This window comes from Streptomyces sp. AC1-42W (assembly GCF_003248355.1).
Classification (GTDB): domain Bacteria; phylum Actinomycetota; class Actinomycetes; order Streptomycetales; family Streptomycetaceae; genus Streptomyces.
In genome coordinates, this window is sequence record NZ_QKWY01000001.1 from 367471 (window position 1) to 382691 (window position 15221).

General features: G+C 71.2%; 14 protein-coding genes. 11 read left to right on the forward strand and 3 right to left on the reverse strand.

Annotated features, from left to right (window positions below; translation table 11 throughout):
• Positions 1-52 precede the first annotated feature (52 nt).
• On the reverse strand, positions 53-1036 hold the full coding sequence (locus DNK56_RS01690) for a helix-turn-helix transcriptional regulator (protein WP_111335342.1): 984 nt from the start codon (positions 1034-1036) through the stop codon (positions 53-55).
• 111 nt (positions 1037-1147) lie between these two features.
• On the opposite strand from DNK56_RS01690, the gene DNK56_RS01695 reads away from it, so the two are divergent.
• A complete protein-coding gene (locus tag DNK56_RS01695; protein WP_111329935.1) occupies positions 1148-1405 on the forward strand; it encodes a hypothetical protein in 258 nt (85 codons plus the stop codon).
• Between the two features lies 1 nt (position 1406).
• Complete coding sequence (locus tag DNK56_RS01700; protein WP_018522262.1) at positions 1407-1727, forward strand: hypothetical protein; 321 nt, start codon at positions 1407-1409, stop codon at positions 1725-1727.
• A 122-nt stretch (positions 1728-1849) separates the two neighbouring features.
• Here DNK56_RS01700 and DNK56_RS01705 read toward each other — a convergent pair whose 3' ends face one another.
• Positions 1850-2254, reverse strand: a complete 405-nt coding sequence (locus tag DNK56_RS01705; protein ID WP_111329936.1) for a pyridoxamine 5'-phosphate oxidase family protein — start codon at positions 2252-2254, stop codon at positions 1850-1852.
• A 242-nt stretch (positions 2255-2496) separates the two neighbouring features.
• Here DNK56_RS01705 and clpB point away from each other — a divergent pair, with 242 nt between their 5' ends.
• The 3 genes from clpB (at position 2497) to DNK56_RS01720 (ending at position 7321) form a co-directional block, all read left to right on the forward strand.
• Complete coding sequence (gene clpB, locus DNK56_RS01710) at positions 2497-5091, forward strand: ATP-dependent chaperone ClpB (RefSeq protein WP_111329937.1); 2595 nt, start codon at positions 2497-2499, stop codon at positions 5089-5091.
• 295 nt (positions 5092-5386) lie between these two features.
• Entirely contained in the window at positions 5387-6652 is a 1266-nt protein-coding gene (locus DNK56_RS01715) for an MFS transporter (RefSeq protein ID WP_111329938.1), read from the forward strand.
• A gap of 81 nt (positions 6653-6733) precedes the next feature.
• Complete coding sequence (locus DNK56_RS01720; RefSeq protein WP_111329939.1) at positions 6734-7321, forward strand: YbjN domain-containing protein; 588 nt, start codon at positions 6734-6736, stop codon at positions 7319-7321.
• A 67-nt stretch (positions 7322-7388) separates the two neighbouring features.
• Here DNK56_RS01720 and DNK56_RS01725 read toward each other — a convergent pair whose 3' ends face one another.
• Positions 7389-8567, reverse strand: coding sequence for a pyridoxal phosphate-dependent aminotransferase (locus tag DNK56_RS01725; protein ID WP_111329940.1), 1179 nt, complete (start codon positions 8565-8567; stop codon positions 7389-7391).
• Between the two features lie 743 nt (positions 8568-9310).
• Between DNK56_RS01725 and DNK56_RS01735 the strand changes: the two genes are divergently transcribed.
• The 6 genes from DNK56_RS01735 (at position 9311) to fbaA (ending at position 15155) form a co-directional block, all read left to right on the forward strand.
• Positions 9311-9832 carry a DUF2617 family protein gene (locus DNK56_RS01735; RefSeq protein ID WP_111329942.1) on the forward strand — a complete coding sequence of 174 codons (522 nt, stop codon included), beginning with the start codon at positions 9311-9313 and terminating at the stop codon, positions 9830-9832.
• Positions 9833-9916: 84 nt separating this feature from the next.
• Complete coding sequence (locus DNK56_RS01740; protein WP_111329943.1) at positions 9917-11515, forward strand: polyamine aminopropyltransferase; 1599 nt, start codon at positions 9917-9919, stop codon at positions 11513-11515.
• 75 nt (positions 11516-11590) lie between these two features.
• Positions 11591-12481 (forward strand): SRPBCC domain-containing protein, encoded by an 891-nt coding sequence (locus DNK56_RS01745; protein WP_199563915.1) that lies wholly within the window; start codon positions 11591-11593, stop codon positions 12479-12481.
• Between the two features lie 21 nt (positions 12482-12502).
• Positions 12503-13300 (forward strand): aldose epimerase family protein, encoded by a 798-nt coding sequence (locus tag DNK56_RS01750; protein ID WP_111329945.1) that lies wholly within the window; start codon positions 12503-12505, stop codon positions 13298-13300.
• Positions 13301-13393: 93 nt separating this feature from the next.
• Positions 13394-13933 carry an orotate phosphoribosyltransferase gene (gene pyrE / locus DNK56_RS01755; RefSeq protein WP_111329946.1) on the forward strand — a complete coding sequence of 180 codons (540 nt, stop codon included), beginning with the start codon at positions 13394-13396 and terminating at the stop codon, positions 13931-13933.
• A 199-nt stretch (positions 13934-14132) separates the two neighbouring features.
• A complete protein-coding gene (gene fbaA / locus DNK56_RS01760; RefSeq protein ID WP_111329947.1) occupies positions 14133-15155 on the forward strand; it encodes a class II fructose-bisphosphate aldolase in 1023 nt (340 codons plus the stop codon).
• Positions 15156-15221 lie beyond the last annotated feature (66 nt).

Below are 15221 nucleotides of genomic sequence, written 5' to 3' on the forward strand. Positions count from 1 at the left end.
TGCGTGGCGCGCCCGCCCGGCCCGGGGGTGGGGAACTTTGGGGCCGACCCGGTCAGGAGTCCTGATCCAGGATTCCTGACCGGGCGATCAGATAGCCGAGCTGGGCGCGGCTGGTGCTGCCGAGCGCGGCGGACAGCTTGGCCACGTGGGACCGGCAGGTGCGGACGTTCATGCCCAGGCGGCGGGCTATGGCCTCGTCCACGTGCCCCTCTACGAGAAGTTGCGCGATGGAGCGCTGAACACCGCTGATGCCCTTGGGAGCTGGATCGTACGGCAGCTCGCCCAAGAGGGGGGACGCGCGGCTCCAGAGTTGTTCGAAGACCTTGATCAAGTACATGACGAGCCCGGGATGGCGCAGTTCCAGGGCTACTTGGTCGTCGCTGCTCGCGGGGATGAACGCGACCGTCCGGTCGAAGACGATCAGTCGGGCTATGAGCTCTTCAAGGGTGCGTATCTCCACCTTCCCGTCGGCCAGCCGTTCCGCGTAGGCGAGTGTTCCCTGGCTGTGCCGGACGGTGTGCTGGTAGAGCGTGCGCATGCCGACACCCCGATGGACCACCAGGAGGGCTCGCTCCAGTCCTTCCCGGAGCCGGTCCTCTCCGCGATCGCCCCCCGGCTGGACGGTGAGAACCTCCGTGCGGCACTCAGCGGTGGCCAGATCGAGCGCGGCATTGATCCGGTGCTTCCCTTCCAGCACCGTGATGGCGTGTGTGGTGGGAGGGACCTGCGCGCTGATGTCCATGAATGGCTCGAACGAATCGGCCAGTTCGAGGGAGCGGCGACGGCGTTCCTGGATCTCGCGTTCGATGGGGTGAAGACGCTGGGCCAGCGCTGCGGCCGGAGGGAGCGGGCGGAGCCAATCGGCGTCGTCGGGGTCCGGGTGCAGAAGGGCGAAGTCCATCAGACAGGGGGCGGAGCTTGCCTCCGCTCGAGAGATGCGACCGGAGCGCAATGCGCTGGCGTAAAGACGCTGCCCGTCGTCGCAGAGTTCGGTGATCCCATGGCGATGTGTCTCTTCTGAGTCACTTGTGACCATATCGGCACCCCCCAGGTTCCTGAACATACAGGAACATGATGCATCGACTCAGTGGTGTTCGTGTGCCCAGGTGAGACATCGTCTTAGGAGCGGGGGAGAAGAATTCCACAAGTGAGGACGAAGCTGACTATGTATAAGCGAATGCTTCGCTCGGCGCTTGCCGCCTCGTTCGTCGCTGGCCTGGGCTACGGCGTGCTGGGTAGCGTCGGCGGGATCAGTACGGGTGCGGAGGCTGCCTCCAGCCTCGGCGAGATCAGCTGGAGCACGCAGGCTGTCAAGCCGGCCGGCGAGATCAGCTGGCTCTCCCCCGCATTGGCCACACCGGGTGAGATCAGCTGGAACTCGGTGCCGACCCTCGCGGGTGCCTGACATGACCACCCCGCCGGACGACCGGACCTTCCGGCGTGAGATGGCGACCGCCTACCGGTCAGGGTGGCATTTCATCGACCTCGTCACGGCTCTGCCCCACCGTGGTGACTCGTTGATGGTCACCCTGTTCGGCGACCCGGTCGTCGTCGCCCGCGAGGACGACGGAGAGGTCCGTGCCTACCGTTGCCTCCGCAAGCCGCGGGGAGCGCCGCAGCCGGTGCGCTGCGCCATCCGCTACGACATGATCTTTGTGAATCTCGCACAGCGTGACCACCAGCTGTTCGAACCAGAAGCCATTTCCGCCACCCCCCGCAGTGCCTGAGCGATCCCCCGTCGTTCCACGTCGCTCAGACACTTCCCCCACACAACGGCGCCACCGTGACCTGAACACGGTGGCGCCGTTGTGCTGTGCCGGGACGGGAGCGCCGCGCGCGGCCCGCCCGCTCAGGCGCGGCCGAGCGCCCGGTCCAGGGTGATCTCGATGACGACCCGGTCCGGATTGGGCGAGGGCACCCGGTCGTACCGCTCGGTGTGACGGCGTACGGCCTCCGCGACCCGCTCCGGGTCGGTGCTGATCCGGGCCACGCCCTCCAGCGTCGCCCAGCGGCGCCGGTTCACCTGGCACGCCGCGACCCGGGCACCGTCCGGTCCGGCGGCCAGGATGTTGGCGACCTTGCGGCTGTGCTTGTTGGTGATCACGCGGGCGAGGCCGGCTTCGGGGTCGTACGTCACGCAGACCGGCACCACGTGCGGGGTGCCGTCGGGGCGGGTCGTGGTGAGCGTGCAGACGTGGTTCTCCCGCCAGAAGGCGAGGTACTCGGGGCCGGGCTGGTGTACGTCGACTGCCATGGGCCCAGCGTAGGCGGGGCGCTTCCGGCTGCGGTGGCGGGTGTCCGGGCCGGGCGCTTCACTCGGAGGAGGGGCGGAACGCGGTTCCGCCTTGAGCTGAGGAGACTCAACTCCGACCCGTCGCGGGGGTCCGAAACAGCCTTGAGTGGAATAGACTCAACTTTGTGCACGTTGTTCGTGTCAGTAGTTGAGTACGGACCAGTCGAGTACGGACCCGCCATCGCAAGGAGGAGACAGCGCACGTGGACGCCGAGCTGACCAACAGGAGCCGGGACGCCATCAACGCGGCCACCAGCCGTGCCGTGAAGGACGGACACCCGGATCTCACCCCGGGGCATCTGCTGCTCGCGCTGCTCGCGGGTGAGGACAACGAGAACCTGGTCGATCTGCTGGCCGCCGTCGAGGCCGACCAGATCGCCGTACGCACCGAGACGGAACGGCTCCTCGCCGCGCAGCCCAGCGTGACCGGGTCCACCGTCGCCCCGCCCCAGCCCAACCGCGAGCTGCTGGCCGTCATCGCGGACGCCGCGCAGCGCGCCAAGGACCTGGGCGACGACTACGTCTCCACCGAGCACCTGCTGATCGGGATCGCCGCGAAGGGCGGCCGGGCCGGTGAGATCCTCGCGGGACAGGGTGCCGGTGCGAAGAAGCTGCTGGACGCGTTCGAGAAGAGCAGGGGAGGGCGCCGGGTGACCACTCCGGACCCGGAGGGCCAGTACAAGGCGCTGGAGAAGTTCGGTACGGACTTCACCGCCGCGGCCCGCGAGGGCAAGCTCGACCCGGTCATCGGCCGGGACCAGGAGATCCGCCGCGTCGTCCAGGTCCTCTCGAGGCGCACCAAGAACAACCCGGTGCTCATCGGTGAGCCCGGCGTCGGCAAGACCGCCGTCGTCGAGGGGCTCGCCCAGCGCATCGTCAAGGGCGACGTGCCCGAGTCCCTCAAGGACAAGCGGCTCGTCTCGCTGGACCTGGGCGCGATGGTCGCGGGCGCGAAGTACCGCGGCGAGTTCGAGGAGCGCCTGAAGACCGTCCTCTCCGAGATCAAGGAGAGTGACGGCCGGATCATCACGTTCATCGACGAGCTGCACACCGTCGTCGGCGCGGGCGCCGGCGGCGACTCCGCGATGGACGCGGGCAACATGCTCAAGCCGATGCTGGCCCGCGGCGAGCTGCGGATGGTCGGCGCCACCACGCTGGACGAGTACCGCGAGCGGATCGAGAAGGACCCCGCCCTGGAGCGCCGCTTCCAGCAGGTGCTCGTGGCGGAGCCGTCCGTCGAGGACACCATCGCGATCCTGCGCGGGCTCAAGGGCCGTTACGAGGCCCACCACAAGGTGCAGATCGCGGACGCCTCCCTGGTCGCCGCCGCCACCCTGTCCGACCGGTACATCACCTCCCGGTTCCTGCCGGACAAGGCGATCGACCTGGTGGACGAGGCGGCCTCCCGGCTGCGCATGGAGATCGACTCCTCGCCCGTCGAGATCGACGAACTCCAGCGCTCCGTGGACCGGCTGCGCATGGAGGAGCTGGCCCTCCGCAACGAGACCGACCCCGCCTCCAAGCAGCGTCTGGAGAAGCTGCGCCGCGACCTCGCCGACAAGGAGGAGGAGCTGCGCGGCCTCAACGCCCGCTGGGAGAAGGAGAAGCAGGGCCTCAACCGCGTCGGTGAGCTGAAGGAGCGCCTGGACGAGCTGCGCGGCCAGGCCGAGCGCGCCCAGCGCGACGGCGACTTCGACACCGCGTCCAAGCTGCTCTACGGGGAGATCCCCGGCCTGGAACGCGAGCTGGCCGAGGCCGACGAGGCCGAGCAGGAGGCCGCCCGCGAGCCCAAGGAGACCCTGGTCAAGGAGGAGGTCGGACCGGACGACATCGCCGACGTGGTGGGCGCCTGGACCGGTATCCCGGCCGGCCGCCTGCTGGAGGGCGAGACGCAGAAGCTGCTCCGCATGGAGTCCGAGCTGGGCAAGCGCCTGATCGGGCAGACCGAGGCCGTGCAGGCCGTCTCGGACGCGGTGCGCCGCACCCGGGCCGGCATCGCCGACCCCGACCGCCCCACCGGCTCGTTCCTCTTCCTCGGACCGACCGGTGTCGGCAAGACCGAGCTGGCGAAGGCGCTGGCGGACTTCCTCTTCGACGACGAGCGGGCCATGGTCCGCATCGACATGAGCGAGTACAGCGAGAAGCACAGCGTCGCCCGCCTGGTCGGCGCCCCGCCCGGTTACGTCGGCTACGAGGAGGGCGGCCAGCTCACGGAGGCGGTCCGCCGCCGTCCGTACACCGTCGTCCTGCTGGACGAGGTCGAGAAGGCCCACCCCGAGGTCTTCGACATCCTGCTCCAGGTCCTGGACGACGGCCGGCTCACGGACGGGCAGGGCCGGACGGTGGACTTCCGGAACACCATCCTGATCCTGACGTCCAACCTCGGCAGCCAGTACCTGACCGATCCGCTGAGCAAGCCGGAGGAGAAGAAGCGGCAGGTCCTGGAGGTCGTGCGGGCCTCCTTCAAGCCGGAGTTCCTGAACCGGCTGGACGACCTCGTGGTGTTCTCCGCCCTGTCCGGCGACGAGCTGGCGCACATCGCGGGCCTCCAGATCGACCGGCTCGCCAAGCGCCTGGCCGACCGCAGGCTCACCCTGGACGTCACGCCGGAGGCCCTGGCCTGGCTGGCGGAAGAGGGCAACGACCCGGCCTACGGTGCCCGGCCGCTGCGCCGCCTCATCCAGACGGCGATCGGCGACCGGCTGGCGAAGGAGATCCTGGCCGGCGACATCCAGGACGGCGACACGGTCCGGGTGGACCGCTTCGAGGACAGCCTGATCGTCGGCGCGGCGACCTGAGCGGCCCGGCCGGCGCGGGGGAATATGACACCCGGGAGGCGGTTGTCATATTCCCCCGCCGGTCAATTCTCGGCATCGGAATCGAGCCAAACATTCCATCCGGCACTCGGTGCCGCGACCTCCGCCCGGAAGCGGTTGCGGCCCGTGCGCACCGCCTCTGGCAAGGGAGTTCGGGATGCGCGGCCGGGCCGCCCGGCCCCGGCTGTGCACGTAAACAGGACACCGTGCTTCACCTGCGGCAACCCGCCTGCGACGGGGGTTAGAAGTCGCAAAGACAGGCCGGTAGCGTGCCCGTATGAACGAGCGGATAGGCGATGAGATAAATAACGGGCCCAAGAAGCCCGGCTCGGACAATCTCTTTCAGCTCGGTGAATTCCGTACCCTTTGGGCCGCTTATGCTCAGTCGATCCTGGGCGACCAGCTGGCTCGTGTGGCGCTGTCGTTGCTTGTCTTCGAGCGCACGGATTCACCGGGATGGACCGCGGCGACCTATGCCCTGACCACACTGCCCGCCCTCCTCTCCGGGGTGCTGCTCTCCGGTCTGGCGGACCGGTTCCCCCGGCGCACGGTCATGGTGAGCTGCGACCTGACCCGGATGGCGCTGGTCGGGCTGATGGCGCTGCCGGGGATGCCGCTGCCGCTCCTGGCCGGACTGCTGGTGCTGGCGCAACTGGCCGAGGCGCCCTTCGGCGCCGCCCAGGGCGCGCTGCTGCCCACCGTGCTCGGCGCCGACCGCTACGAGCGGGGCCAGCGGATCATGCAGATCACCCACCAGGTCGGCCAGCTGGTCGGCTTCGCCGGGGGCGGGCTGCTCGCCGCCTGGCTGGGCAGCAACCGCTCGCTGGCGGTGAACGCGGCGACCTTCCTGCTCTCCGCGGCCCTCATCCGGCTCGGGGTGAAGGCCCGCCCGGTGACGAGCGACGCGGCCCGTACGGCGAAGCTCGGCGCCCGCGTCGGCGACGCCGCCGCGCTGATCTGGTCGGACCGCAGACTGCGTTCGCTGCTCCTGCTGGGCTGGCTCGCGGGCTTCATCGTCCTGCCGGAGGGGCTGGCCGCCCCGTTCGCGGACGAGGCCGGCGGCGGGGCGTACGCGGTGGGGCTGCTGCTCGCCTCGCATCCGGCGGGCATGGTGCTGGGAGCGGCCGTGCTGGGGCGGTCCGAGGTCGGCGACGAGAACCGGCGCCGGCTGCTCGGCCCCCTGGCGGTCGCCGCGAATGTGCCGCTCGTCGCCTATCTGCTCGATCCCAGCGCGGAAGTGGCGATGCTTCTGCTGTTCCTCGTCGGGGTCTGCTCGGCGTACCAGATCACCGCCGGGGCCACCTTCGTCCTGCTGACCCCGGCCGACCGGCGGGGCCAGGCACTGGGCCTCGCCCGGTCCGGGATGATCGCCATGCAGGGCATCGGCGTGGCGTCCGGGGGTGCGATCACGGAGCTGACCGGGTCCTCGGCGAACACCATCGGGGCCTGCGGGCTGCTCGGGGTGGTCTGCGCCGTGCTGGCCGCCGCGGCCTGGTCACGGGCCAGGGGCACCGGGGCCGAGATGATTCCCGGAAAGGCGTAGGCCCGGACGGTCTACGCCTCGGCGGCCAAACGAAGCTAGGGTCGTCGGCAGGAAACCACGAGATCCACAGGAGTACCAGCGATGTCTATCGACCCGTCCTCGATTCCCAATTTCGGGGCCCAGCCCGGACCGCAGGCGGCAGGACCCGCAGGCCCCGTCGTCCCCGACCAGGACCTCGTCAAGCAGCTGCTGGACCAGATGGAGCTGAAGTACGTCGTCGACGACGAGGGCGACCTCGCCGCGCCGTGGGAGGAATTCCGCACGTACTTCATGTTCCGCGGCGAGGGCGAGCAGCAGGTCTTCTCGGTCCGCACGTTCTACGACCGCCCGCACGACACGGACCTGCGTCCCGTCCTGCTCGACGCGATCGACGACTGGAACCGCCGCACCCTGTGGCCCAAGGTCTACACGCACACCCACGAGCACGAGGAGCACGAGGAGGGCGCGCCGGAGACCGGCCCCTCGATCCGGCTGATCGGTGAGGCGCAGATGCTCATCGGCACCGGCGTCTCCCTGGAGCACTTCGTCTCCTCGACGGTCAGCTGGGTGCGCGCGTCCATCGAGTTCGACAAGTGGCTGCTGGAGCGCCTGGGCCTGACCTCGGCCGAGGACAAGGCCGCGGAGGGCGCGCAGGCTGCCGAGGCCGCGGAGGGCACGGAGCAGGCCTGACGCCGGTTGCGCCGGTAGGTGTGACGAGGCCCGGAGCGGGGAATCCCGCGCCGGGCCTCGCCCCGTGTCAGAGCTGCTTGAGCCGGCCCACGGCGTCCTGGAGCACATCCATCCGCTTGCAGAAGGCGAAGCGGACGAAGGGGGCGCCCTGCTCCCGGTGGTCGTAGAAGACGGCGTTGGGGATGGCCACCACCCCGCACCGCTCCGGCAGCGCCCGGCAGAACGCGATGCCGTCACCGGCCGCGTCGAGCGGGCGGATGTCGGTGGTGACGAAGTACGTGCCGGCCGGGCGGTACACCGCGAACCCGGCCTCCGCGAGCCCCGCGCACAGCAGGTCCCGCTTGGCGCGCATGTCCGCGCGCAGCTCCTCGTAGTAGCTGTCGGGCAGCCGCAGCGCCTCGGCGACGGCGTACTGGAGGGGGCCGCCGGAGACGTACGTCAGGAACTGCTTCGCGGAGCGGACCGCCGTCACCAGCTCGGGGCTCCCGGTGACCCAGCCGATCTTCCAGCCGGTGTACGAGAACGTCTTGCCGGCGGACGAGATGGTGAGTGTGCGCTCACGCATGCCGGGGAAGCCCGCGAGCGGCAGGTGCTCGTCCTCGAAGACCAGATGCTCGTAGACCTCGTCGGTGACGACGATCAGATCGTGCTCGCACGCCAGGGCGGCGATCGCGGCCAGCTCCTCGCGGTCGAGGACGGTGCCGGTCGGGTTGTGCGGGGTGTTGATCAGCAGCAGCCGGGTACGGCGCGTGACGGCCGCGCGCAGTTCGTCGAGATCCAGCCGGTAGACGCCCTCGGAGGCGTCGGGACGCAGGGTGACGGGTACGCGCGTGGCGCCCGCCATGGCGATGCAGGCGGCGTACGAGTCGTAGTAGGGCTCCAGCGCGATGACCTCGTCGCCCGGCTCCAGGAGCGCCAGGAGCGAGGCGGCGATGGCCTCCGTGGCCCCGGCGGTGACCAGGACCTCGCTGTCGGGGTCGTACGCCAGGCCGTAGCGCCGCTGCTGGTGGTCGGTGATCGCGGTACGCAGCTCGGGGACCCCGGGGCCCGGCGGGTACTGGTTTCCGAGGCCGGCGCGCAGGGCACGGGCAGCGGCTTCCCGGATCTCCTCGGGGCCGTCGGTGTCCGGGAAGCCCTGGCCCAGGTTGATGGCTCCGGTGCGGACGGCCAGCGCGGACATCTCCGCGAAGATCGTCGTACCGAACTCGGCGAGGCGGCGGTTGAGTAGCGGTCGTCCCTTTGTCATGGCCGCCATCCTGCGCGCAAGCTCTGGACTTGCTCAAGTGCGCTTTGGCGGCGGGCGGTCAAGGGCATCTCACCCTCACGCCGGAACGGGCGCGGAGCGGGGGGCCTCGCTTCGGGGGACGGAAGGACGTGAGGTCATGGGCGGTGTGCTGGCCGGGGTGATTCTGGTCGTACTGGTCGTGGTGCTCGTCGCGATGGTGGCGGGGTCCGGCGGGCGGAGGCGTGCGCCGGTGCGCAGCAGGCGGCGCGGTACGGCGCGCGGCTCGGCGGCCGGGGGCAGCTGGTGGGCCGGCGGCGGCGACGGGGGCTCGTCGTGCGGGGGCGGCGGACATTCAGGAGGACATTCCGGCGGGCATTCCTGCGGTGGGGGTTCCTCGTGCGGCGGGGGTTCCTCCTGCGGCGGCGGGGGCGGATGCGGCGGAGGCAGCTGACACGGGGCAGTCGGTCCGCGTGAGGCCCGGCGGGAACGTGGTGCGTGCGCCAAGTCCCGCCGGGTTCCTTTTTGTTGAGGTCTTCGGCGGGTCTGCGGTGAACACGTGAGCGGACGGCCCCCCGAGGGGGCTGGAAACCCCGGCAAGTTGGGCAAAAACGCTGTGAGTGCGCCGTAGTCGTGATTCCCTCGGTGGAGAGAACATTCAGCCCTCGGACCCCAGTTGGACCTGATCGGGCGCTTCCCACCTCCCACGCGCACCACGCGGGGGCGTCCCCTGTCCACGTGTCCACGCGTGTTTGCGGAGCCGATCCATGCTCACGACCCTTCATACGGCCTATTCCGATACCCGTGCCGCCGATCTGGCCTGGGCGCTGGGGCGCGAACCGCTCCCGGCCCTGGCCGTCCTCGACCTCGAACTCGCCGGCGCGACCATGCAGCTGCGGCTGCTCGGGGCCTCCCACCAGGTCCTCCTGGAGGAGGAACGCGGCAGCTGTTCCGAGACCGTCGCCTGTATGCCCGGCAGCAGCACCCCGCTGCCGCTGGGCGTCGCCAAGCGGATCGGCGACTGGGAGTACGAGTTCGCGGCGCGCGTCGAGACGCTGGGCGCCGGCTCGTTCGCGGGCCGGGCCCAGGAGCTGCTCGCGCTCGTGGCCGACCACCCGCACGGCCTGGCCGGTACGTTTCCGGGCAGTCCGCACGCCTTCACCGCCATGCTCGCCCAGCGCACCGAGGGCCAGGTGCGGTGGCGGACCTGGCACGCCTACCCGCAGGAGGGCCGGCTCGTCGTGACGCGTACGCGGGTGGGCGTGCGGATGCCGGCGGCGGCGCTGTGACATCTGCCGTCTGCGCCTCGGGTGCACCGCTTGCACCCTTGTGGGTGACGTGGTGTAAGTGGTGAGTCACGTAGCGTTCGCGGCATGATCGACCAGCAGGTGTCGCTGCGAGGGGGCGCGGCGCGGCTACCCGTCCGACCGCGGACCGGTCGCTTTCTCGTGCTGGCCGCCGTCTTCGTCTGTGCCGCCTGTGGACTGGTGTACGAGCTGGAGCTCGTCGCGCTGGCCTCCTATCTGATCGGCGACTCGGTCACCCAGGCGTCCGTGGTGCTCTCCGTGATGGTGTTCGCGATGGGGATCGGCTCCCTGCTCGCGAAACGTTTACGCGGCCGGGCCGCGGTGGGCTTCGGGCTGATCGAGGCGGCGCTCGCCCTGGTGGGGGGCTTCTCGGCGCTGGTGCTCTACGCGTCGTTCGCCTGGTTCGGCGAGTCGCAGTACGCGCTGGTCGGGTTCTCGCTGACGATCGGGGTCCTGATCGGGGCGGAGATCCCGCTGCTGATGACGCTGATCCAGCGGGTGGACCGGCAGGACGCGGGCGGGGCCGTCGCCGATCTCTTCGCGGCTGACTACGTGGGGGCGCTCGTCGGCGGCCTGGCCTTCCCGTTCCTGCTGCTGCCGATGCTCGGCCAGCTCACCGGCGCTCTGCTGACCGGTGCGGTGAACGCGGCGGCGGGCGGGGCGCTGGTGCTGTGGGTGTTCCGGCGGGACGTGCCGCGCCGTGCCCGGTGGCTGCTGATCGCCGCCAATGTGACGGTGATCGCCGTGCTGGCGACGGCCGCCGTGCTGGCCGACGACTTCGAGCGTGCGGCGCGGCGCGCGGTCTTCGGCGACCAGGTCCGGGTCGCCGTGCGGACGGATGTGCAGGAGGTCGTGCTGACCGGGGAGGGCCGCGGCTCCCTGGACCTGTATCTGGACGGACGGCTGCGGGTCAGCTCCCGCGACGAGTACCGCTACCACGAGGCGCTGGTGCACCCGGCGATGAACGGGCCGCATGCCAGGGTGCTGATCCTGGGCGGCGGCGACGGGCTGGCCGCGCGGGAGGTGCTGCGCTATCCGGACGTGCGCGGCGTGACCCTCGTGGAGCTGGACCCGGCCGTCACCCGACTGGCCCGTACGGACCACGCGCTCTCCGCGCTGAACGACCACGCGCTGGACGACCCCCGCGTGAAGACGGTGACCGGCGACGCCTTCACCTGGCTGCGGTCCGCCCGCAGCCGCTACGACGTGGTGGTCTCCGATCTGCCCGACCCCGGCATCTCCGCCGGTACCAAGCTCTACTCGGCGGAGTTCTACGGTCTGGTCGCCGGGGCCCTCGCCCCGGACGGGCGGCTCGTGGTGCACGCGGGCCCGCCCCGGAGCCGGCCGCGCACGTTCTGGACGGTCGACGCGTCGATCCGGGCGGCCGGGCTGCATCCCCGCCCCTATCGGATCAGCGGGCGCATCTCGGGCTTCGCGGTGCGCACCGGCCGGGCGCGGGACGACTCGGGCGGGGACCGCGGCTGGGGGTTCCTGCTGGCCGGGGCGGCGTCCCGGCCCACGCTCGGCCTGGACCCGGACGGGCCGGCGCTGCGCTCGCTGACCGTGCCGGGGCTGCTGGACGCGGGGCGCCGGGCGGAGGCCGGGCGGCTGGCCGGGCTCGCCCCGTCCACGCTGGTGCATCCCCGCTACTGGGAGGAGCGGTGAGGCGGATGCCCCGTGAGGGGGGGCAGGGTGCGGAAGCGCTGACGTGTGGGCCGCGGCTGAGTAGGCTCGTTGCCCATGGAGCATGAGGTGTTCGTACCCGTTCCGGTCCCGGCCCTGCGGCGGACGCTGGACGACCCCGTCCGGGTCGCCCGCTGCGTACCGGGGTTCCAGCAGGACGCCGACGCGTCGGCGGGCCCCCTGACGGGCCGGCTCAGAATCCGGGCCGGCGGCCACACCATCACCTACCGGGGCACGCTGAGCCTCACCCCGCTGCCCGGCGACCCGGACGTGGACTCCGTCCACACCGTCCGGGTGGAGGGCGAGGGCACGGAGGCGCGGGGCGACGGCTCGGCGCGACTGTCGATGACCGTCCGGCTGACGGAGGGCGCCGAGGGCACGTCGATCGCCTTCGACTCCGAGGTGACCGGCGACGGCCGGCTGCGGGACCTCGAACCCGCGGCGGCGCTGGCCGCGGCCCACCGCCTGCTGGACCGCTTCGCGCAGCAGCTCGTGACGGAGTCCCTGGCCGCCCGGAGCGACGACGGGACGGACGGCCCTGCGGACGGTTCGGCGGACGGCGCGGCGGCGGGGGCCGCCGCGGTGACGGCGGAGGAGGCGGCGGTCGGGGAGGCCGTGGAGGAGGCCCTCGAAGAGGCCGCCGAGGAGGCGCCGGAGCGGGACTCGCTGTACGACGCGCCCATTCCGCCGTCGTCGCTGGACCCGGTCGCCGGGATCGAGTTCACCGTCGCGGACGAGCCGCCCGCCGAGGCAGCCCACGCCCGGCGCACCATGATCGGCCGCAGCGCCGAGGAGGTCGACCACGCGCCGCCGCGCGGCCGGTACGCCCCGGTGCCCTCGCCGGACTCGGTCGGTGCGGGTGCCACGCTGCGCTGGGTCGCCCCGGCGGCGGTGCTGGCCCTCGCGTCGGCGGTGGTCGTGAGCCGGGCGTTGCGGCGCCGGAGGTAGCGGCGCCAGTAGGGTCGTTCCGTGAGCAGTAGCGAGAAGGACGTCCGGCTCTCCGTCGGCGACACAGAGTTGACCGTGGACCCCGTCAACGGCTGCCGGATCAGCAGCCTGCGGATCGGCGGTACCGAACTGCTGCGGCAGGGGGAGCGGTACGGCTGCTTCCCGATGGTGCCGTGGTGCGGCCGGACCGCGAACGGGCGGTTCCGTGACGGCGGCGTCGTCCACCAGCTCCCGCTGACCGCCCCGCCGCACGCGATCCACGGCACCGGACGCGACACGGCGTGGCACACCGCGCTGGAGAGCGGGACGCAGGCGTCGTTCTACTACGACCTGGCCGACCCCTGGCCCTATCCGGGCCGGGTGACCCAGACCTTCGAGCTGGCCGAGGACTCCCTCACGCTGGCCTTCGGCATCGAGACGTACGGGAACTCCTTCCCCGCGCAGGCCGGCTGGCACCCGTGGTTCCGCCGCCTCCTGGACACCGGGGAAGAGGTCCGGATCGACTTCGACGCCGCCTGGCAGGAGGAGCGCGGCGAGGACCACCTGCCGACCGGCCGCCGGATTCCGCCGCTGGCCGGCCCGTGGGACGACTGCTTCGGGATGCCGGACGGCGTCGACGTCACCCTCACCTGGCCGCAGCGGCTGGAGCTGACCGTGAAGAGCCGGTCCGAGTGGGTCGTGATCTACGACGAGCAGGACGAGGCGGTCTGCGTGGAGCCGCAGTCCGGCCCGCCGAACGGGCTGAACACCGACCCACGCTACGTCACGCCGATCGAGCCGCTGGAGATCGCCACCACCTGGAGCTGGCGCCGGCTCTGAGCACGGGCACCGGCCCAGGGCGAAGAGGCTGGGCGAAGGGCCCGGACCGGCGGGGCACGGGTGGGCCGCAGGCCGCGCCTTATCCTCGTAGCCATGACTGACGTACGTGCTGAGCTGCTCCAGCAGATCAAGGACAAGGCCGTGGTCCACGGCAAGGTGACGCTCTCCTCCGGCCTGGAGGCCGACTGGTACATCGATCTGCGCCGCATCACGCTGGACGGCAAGGCCGCTCCGATGGTCGGTCAGGTCATGCTCGACGCGACGGCGGAGCTGGACTACGACTGCGTGGGCGGCCTGACGCTCGGCGCCGACCCGGTCGCCCTGTCGATGCTGTACGCCTCCGCCGCCCGCGGCCAGGAGCTGGACGCCTTCGTCGTCCGCAAGGCGCAGAAGACCCACGGGATGCAGCGCCGGATCGAGGGCACGGACGTCAAGGGCCGGCGCTGCCTCGTCGTCGAGGACACCTCGACCACCGGCGGTTCGCCGCTGACCGCCGTCGAGGCGGTGCGCGAGGCCGGTGGCGAGGTCGTCGCCGTGGCCGTGATCGTGGAGCGCGGTGCCGCCCCGGCCATCGCGGAGGCGGGCCTCCCGTACGTCCACGCCTACACCGTCCCGGACCTCGACCTGGGCTGACCTGCGGTTTTTCCTGGAGGCGGCCGGTTTCACGTGAAACCGGCCGCCTTTGCCGTACGCCCGCGAGCGGAAACCGCCCCCGCTGGGGGCACCGCCGGGTGGAGCCGGAAGCAGAGTCTGGGAAGATGGGGGCGACGATGACGTCGCCCCCAGGTCAGGGACCCAGCACGCACACCCGCACATCCCAAGGAGCGGACAGATGCCCATCGCAACCCCCGAGGCATACGCCGAGATGCTCGACCGGGCGAAGGCAGGCAAGTTCGCCTACCCGGCCATCAACGTGACGTCGACCCAGACCCTGCACGCCGCGCTGCGCGGCTTCGCGGAGGCCGAGAGCGACGGCATCGTGCAGATCTCGACCGGCGGCGCGGAGTTCCTGGGCGGCCAGTACAACAAGGACATGGTCACGGGCGCCGTCGCCCTCGCCGAGTTCGCGCACATCGTCGCCGCCAAGTACGACATCACCGTCGCGCTGCACACCGACCACTGCCCCAAGGACAAGCTGGACGGCTACGTCCGCCCGCTGCTCGACGTCTCCGCCGAGCGCGTCGCCAAGGGTCTGAACCCGCTGTTCCAGTCGCACATGTGGGACGGTTCGGCCGAGACGCTGGCCGACAACCTGGCCATCGGCCAGGAGCTGCTGGCCAAGGCCGCCGCCGCCAAGATCATCCTTGAGGTCGAGATCACCCCGACCGGTGGCGAGGAGGACGGCGTCACCCACGAGATCAACGACGAGCTGTACACCACCGTCGACGACGCGCTGCGCACCGCCGAGGCGCTGGGCCTGGGCGAGAAGGGCCGCTACCTGCTGGCCGCCTCCTTCGGCAACGTCCACGGCGTCTACAAGCCGGGCAACGTCGTCCTGCGTCCGGAGCTCCTCAAGGACCTCCAGGAGGGTGTCGGCGCCAAGTACGGCAAGACCTCCCCGTTCGACTTCGTCTTCCACGGCGGCTCCGGCTCCACCGCCGAGGAGATCACCACCGCGCTGGAGAACGGCGTCGTGAAGATGAACCTCGACACCGACACCCAGTACGCCTTCACCCGCCCGATCGTGGACCACGTGTTCCGCAACTACGACGGTGTGCTGAAGGTCGACGGCGAGGTCGGCAACAAGAAGGTCTACGACCCGCGCAGCTGGGGCAAGTCCGCCGAGGGCGGCATGGCCAAGCGGGTCACGGAGGCGTGCGCCAACCTGCGCTCCACCGGCACCAAGCTGAAGTAGTTCCGTACGGATGTGTGGCGTGGGCCCGGCACCCCGAGGGGTGTCGGGCCCACGGCATGTCCGGAC

Coding starts and splice junctions, on each gene's coding strand:
- DNK56_RS01705 (WP_111329936.1), bottom strand. CDS start 2,254: ATGGCAGTCGACGTACACCAGCCCGGCCCCGAGTACCTCGCCTTCTGG.
- DNK56_RS01725 (WP_111329940.1), bottom strand. CDS start 8,567: ATGACAAAGGGACGACCGCTACTCAACCGCCGCCTCGCCGAGTTCGGT.
- DNK56_RS01745 (WP_199563915.1), top strand. CDS start 11,591: ATGGAGCATGAGGTGTTCGTACCCGTTCCGGTCCCGGCCCTGCGGCGG.
- DNK56_RS01715 (WP_111329938.1), top strand. CDS start 5,387: ATGAACGAGCGGATAGGCGATGAGATAAATAACGGGCCCAAGAAGCCC.
- DNK56_RS01735 (WP_111329942.1), top strand. CDS start 9,311: ATGCTCACGACCCTTCATACGGCCTATTCCGATACCCGTGCCGCCGAT.
- DNK56_RS01700 (WP_018522262.1), top strand. CDS start 1,407: ATGACCACCCCGCCGGACGACCGGACCTTCCGGCGTGAGATGGCGACC.
- fbaA (WP_111329947.1), top strand. CDS start 14,133: ATGCCCATCGCAACCCCCGAGGCATACGCCGAGATGCTCGACCGGGCG.
- pyrE (WP_111329946.1), top strand. CDS start 13,394: ATGACTGACGTACGTGCTGAGCTGCTCCAGCAGATCAAGGACAAGGCC.
- DNK56_RS01720 (WP_111329939.1), top strand. CDS start 6,734: ATGTCTATCGACCCGTCCTCGATTCCCAATTTCGGGGCCCAGCCCGGA.
- DNK56_RS01740 (WP_111329943.1), top strand. CDS start 9,917: ATGATCGACCAGCAGGTGTCGCTGCGAGGGGGCGCGGCGCGGCTACCC.
- DNK56_RS01690 (WP_111335342.1), bottom strand. CDS start 1,036: ATGGTCACAAGTGACTCAGAAGAGACACATCGCCATGGGATCACCGAA.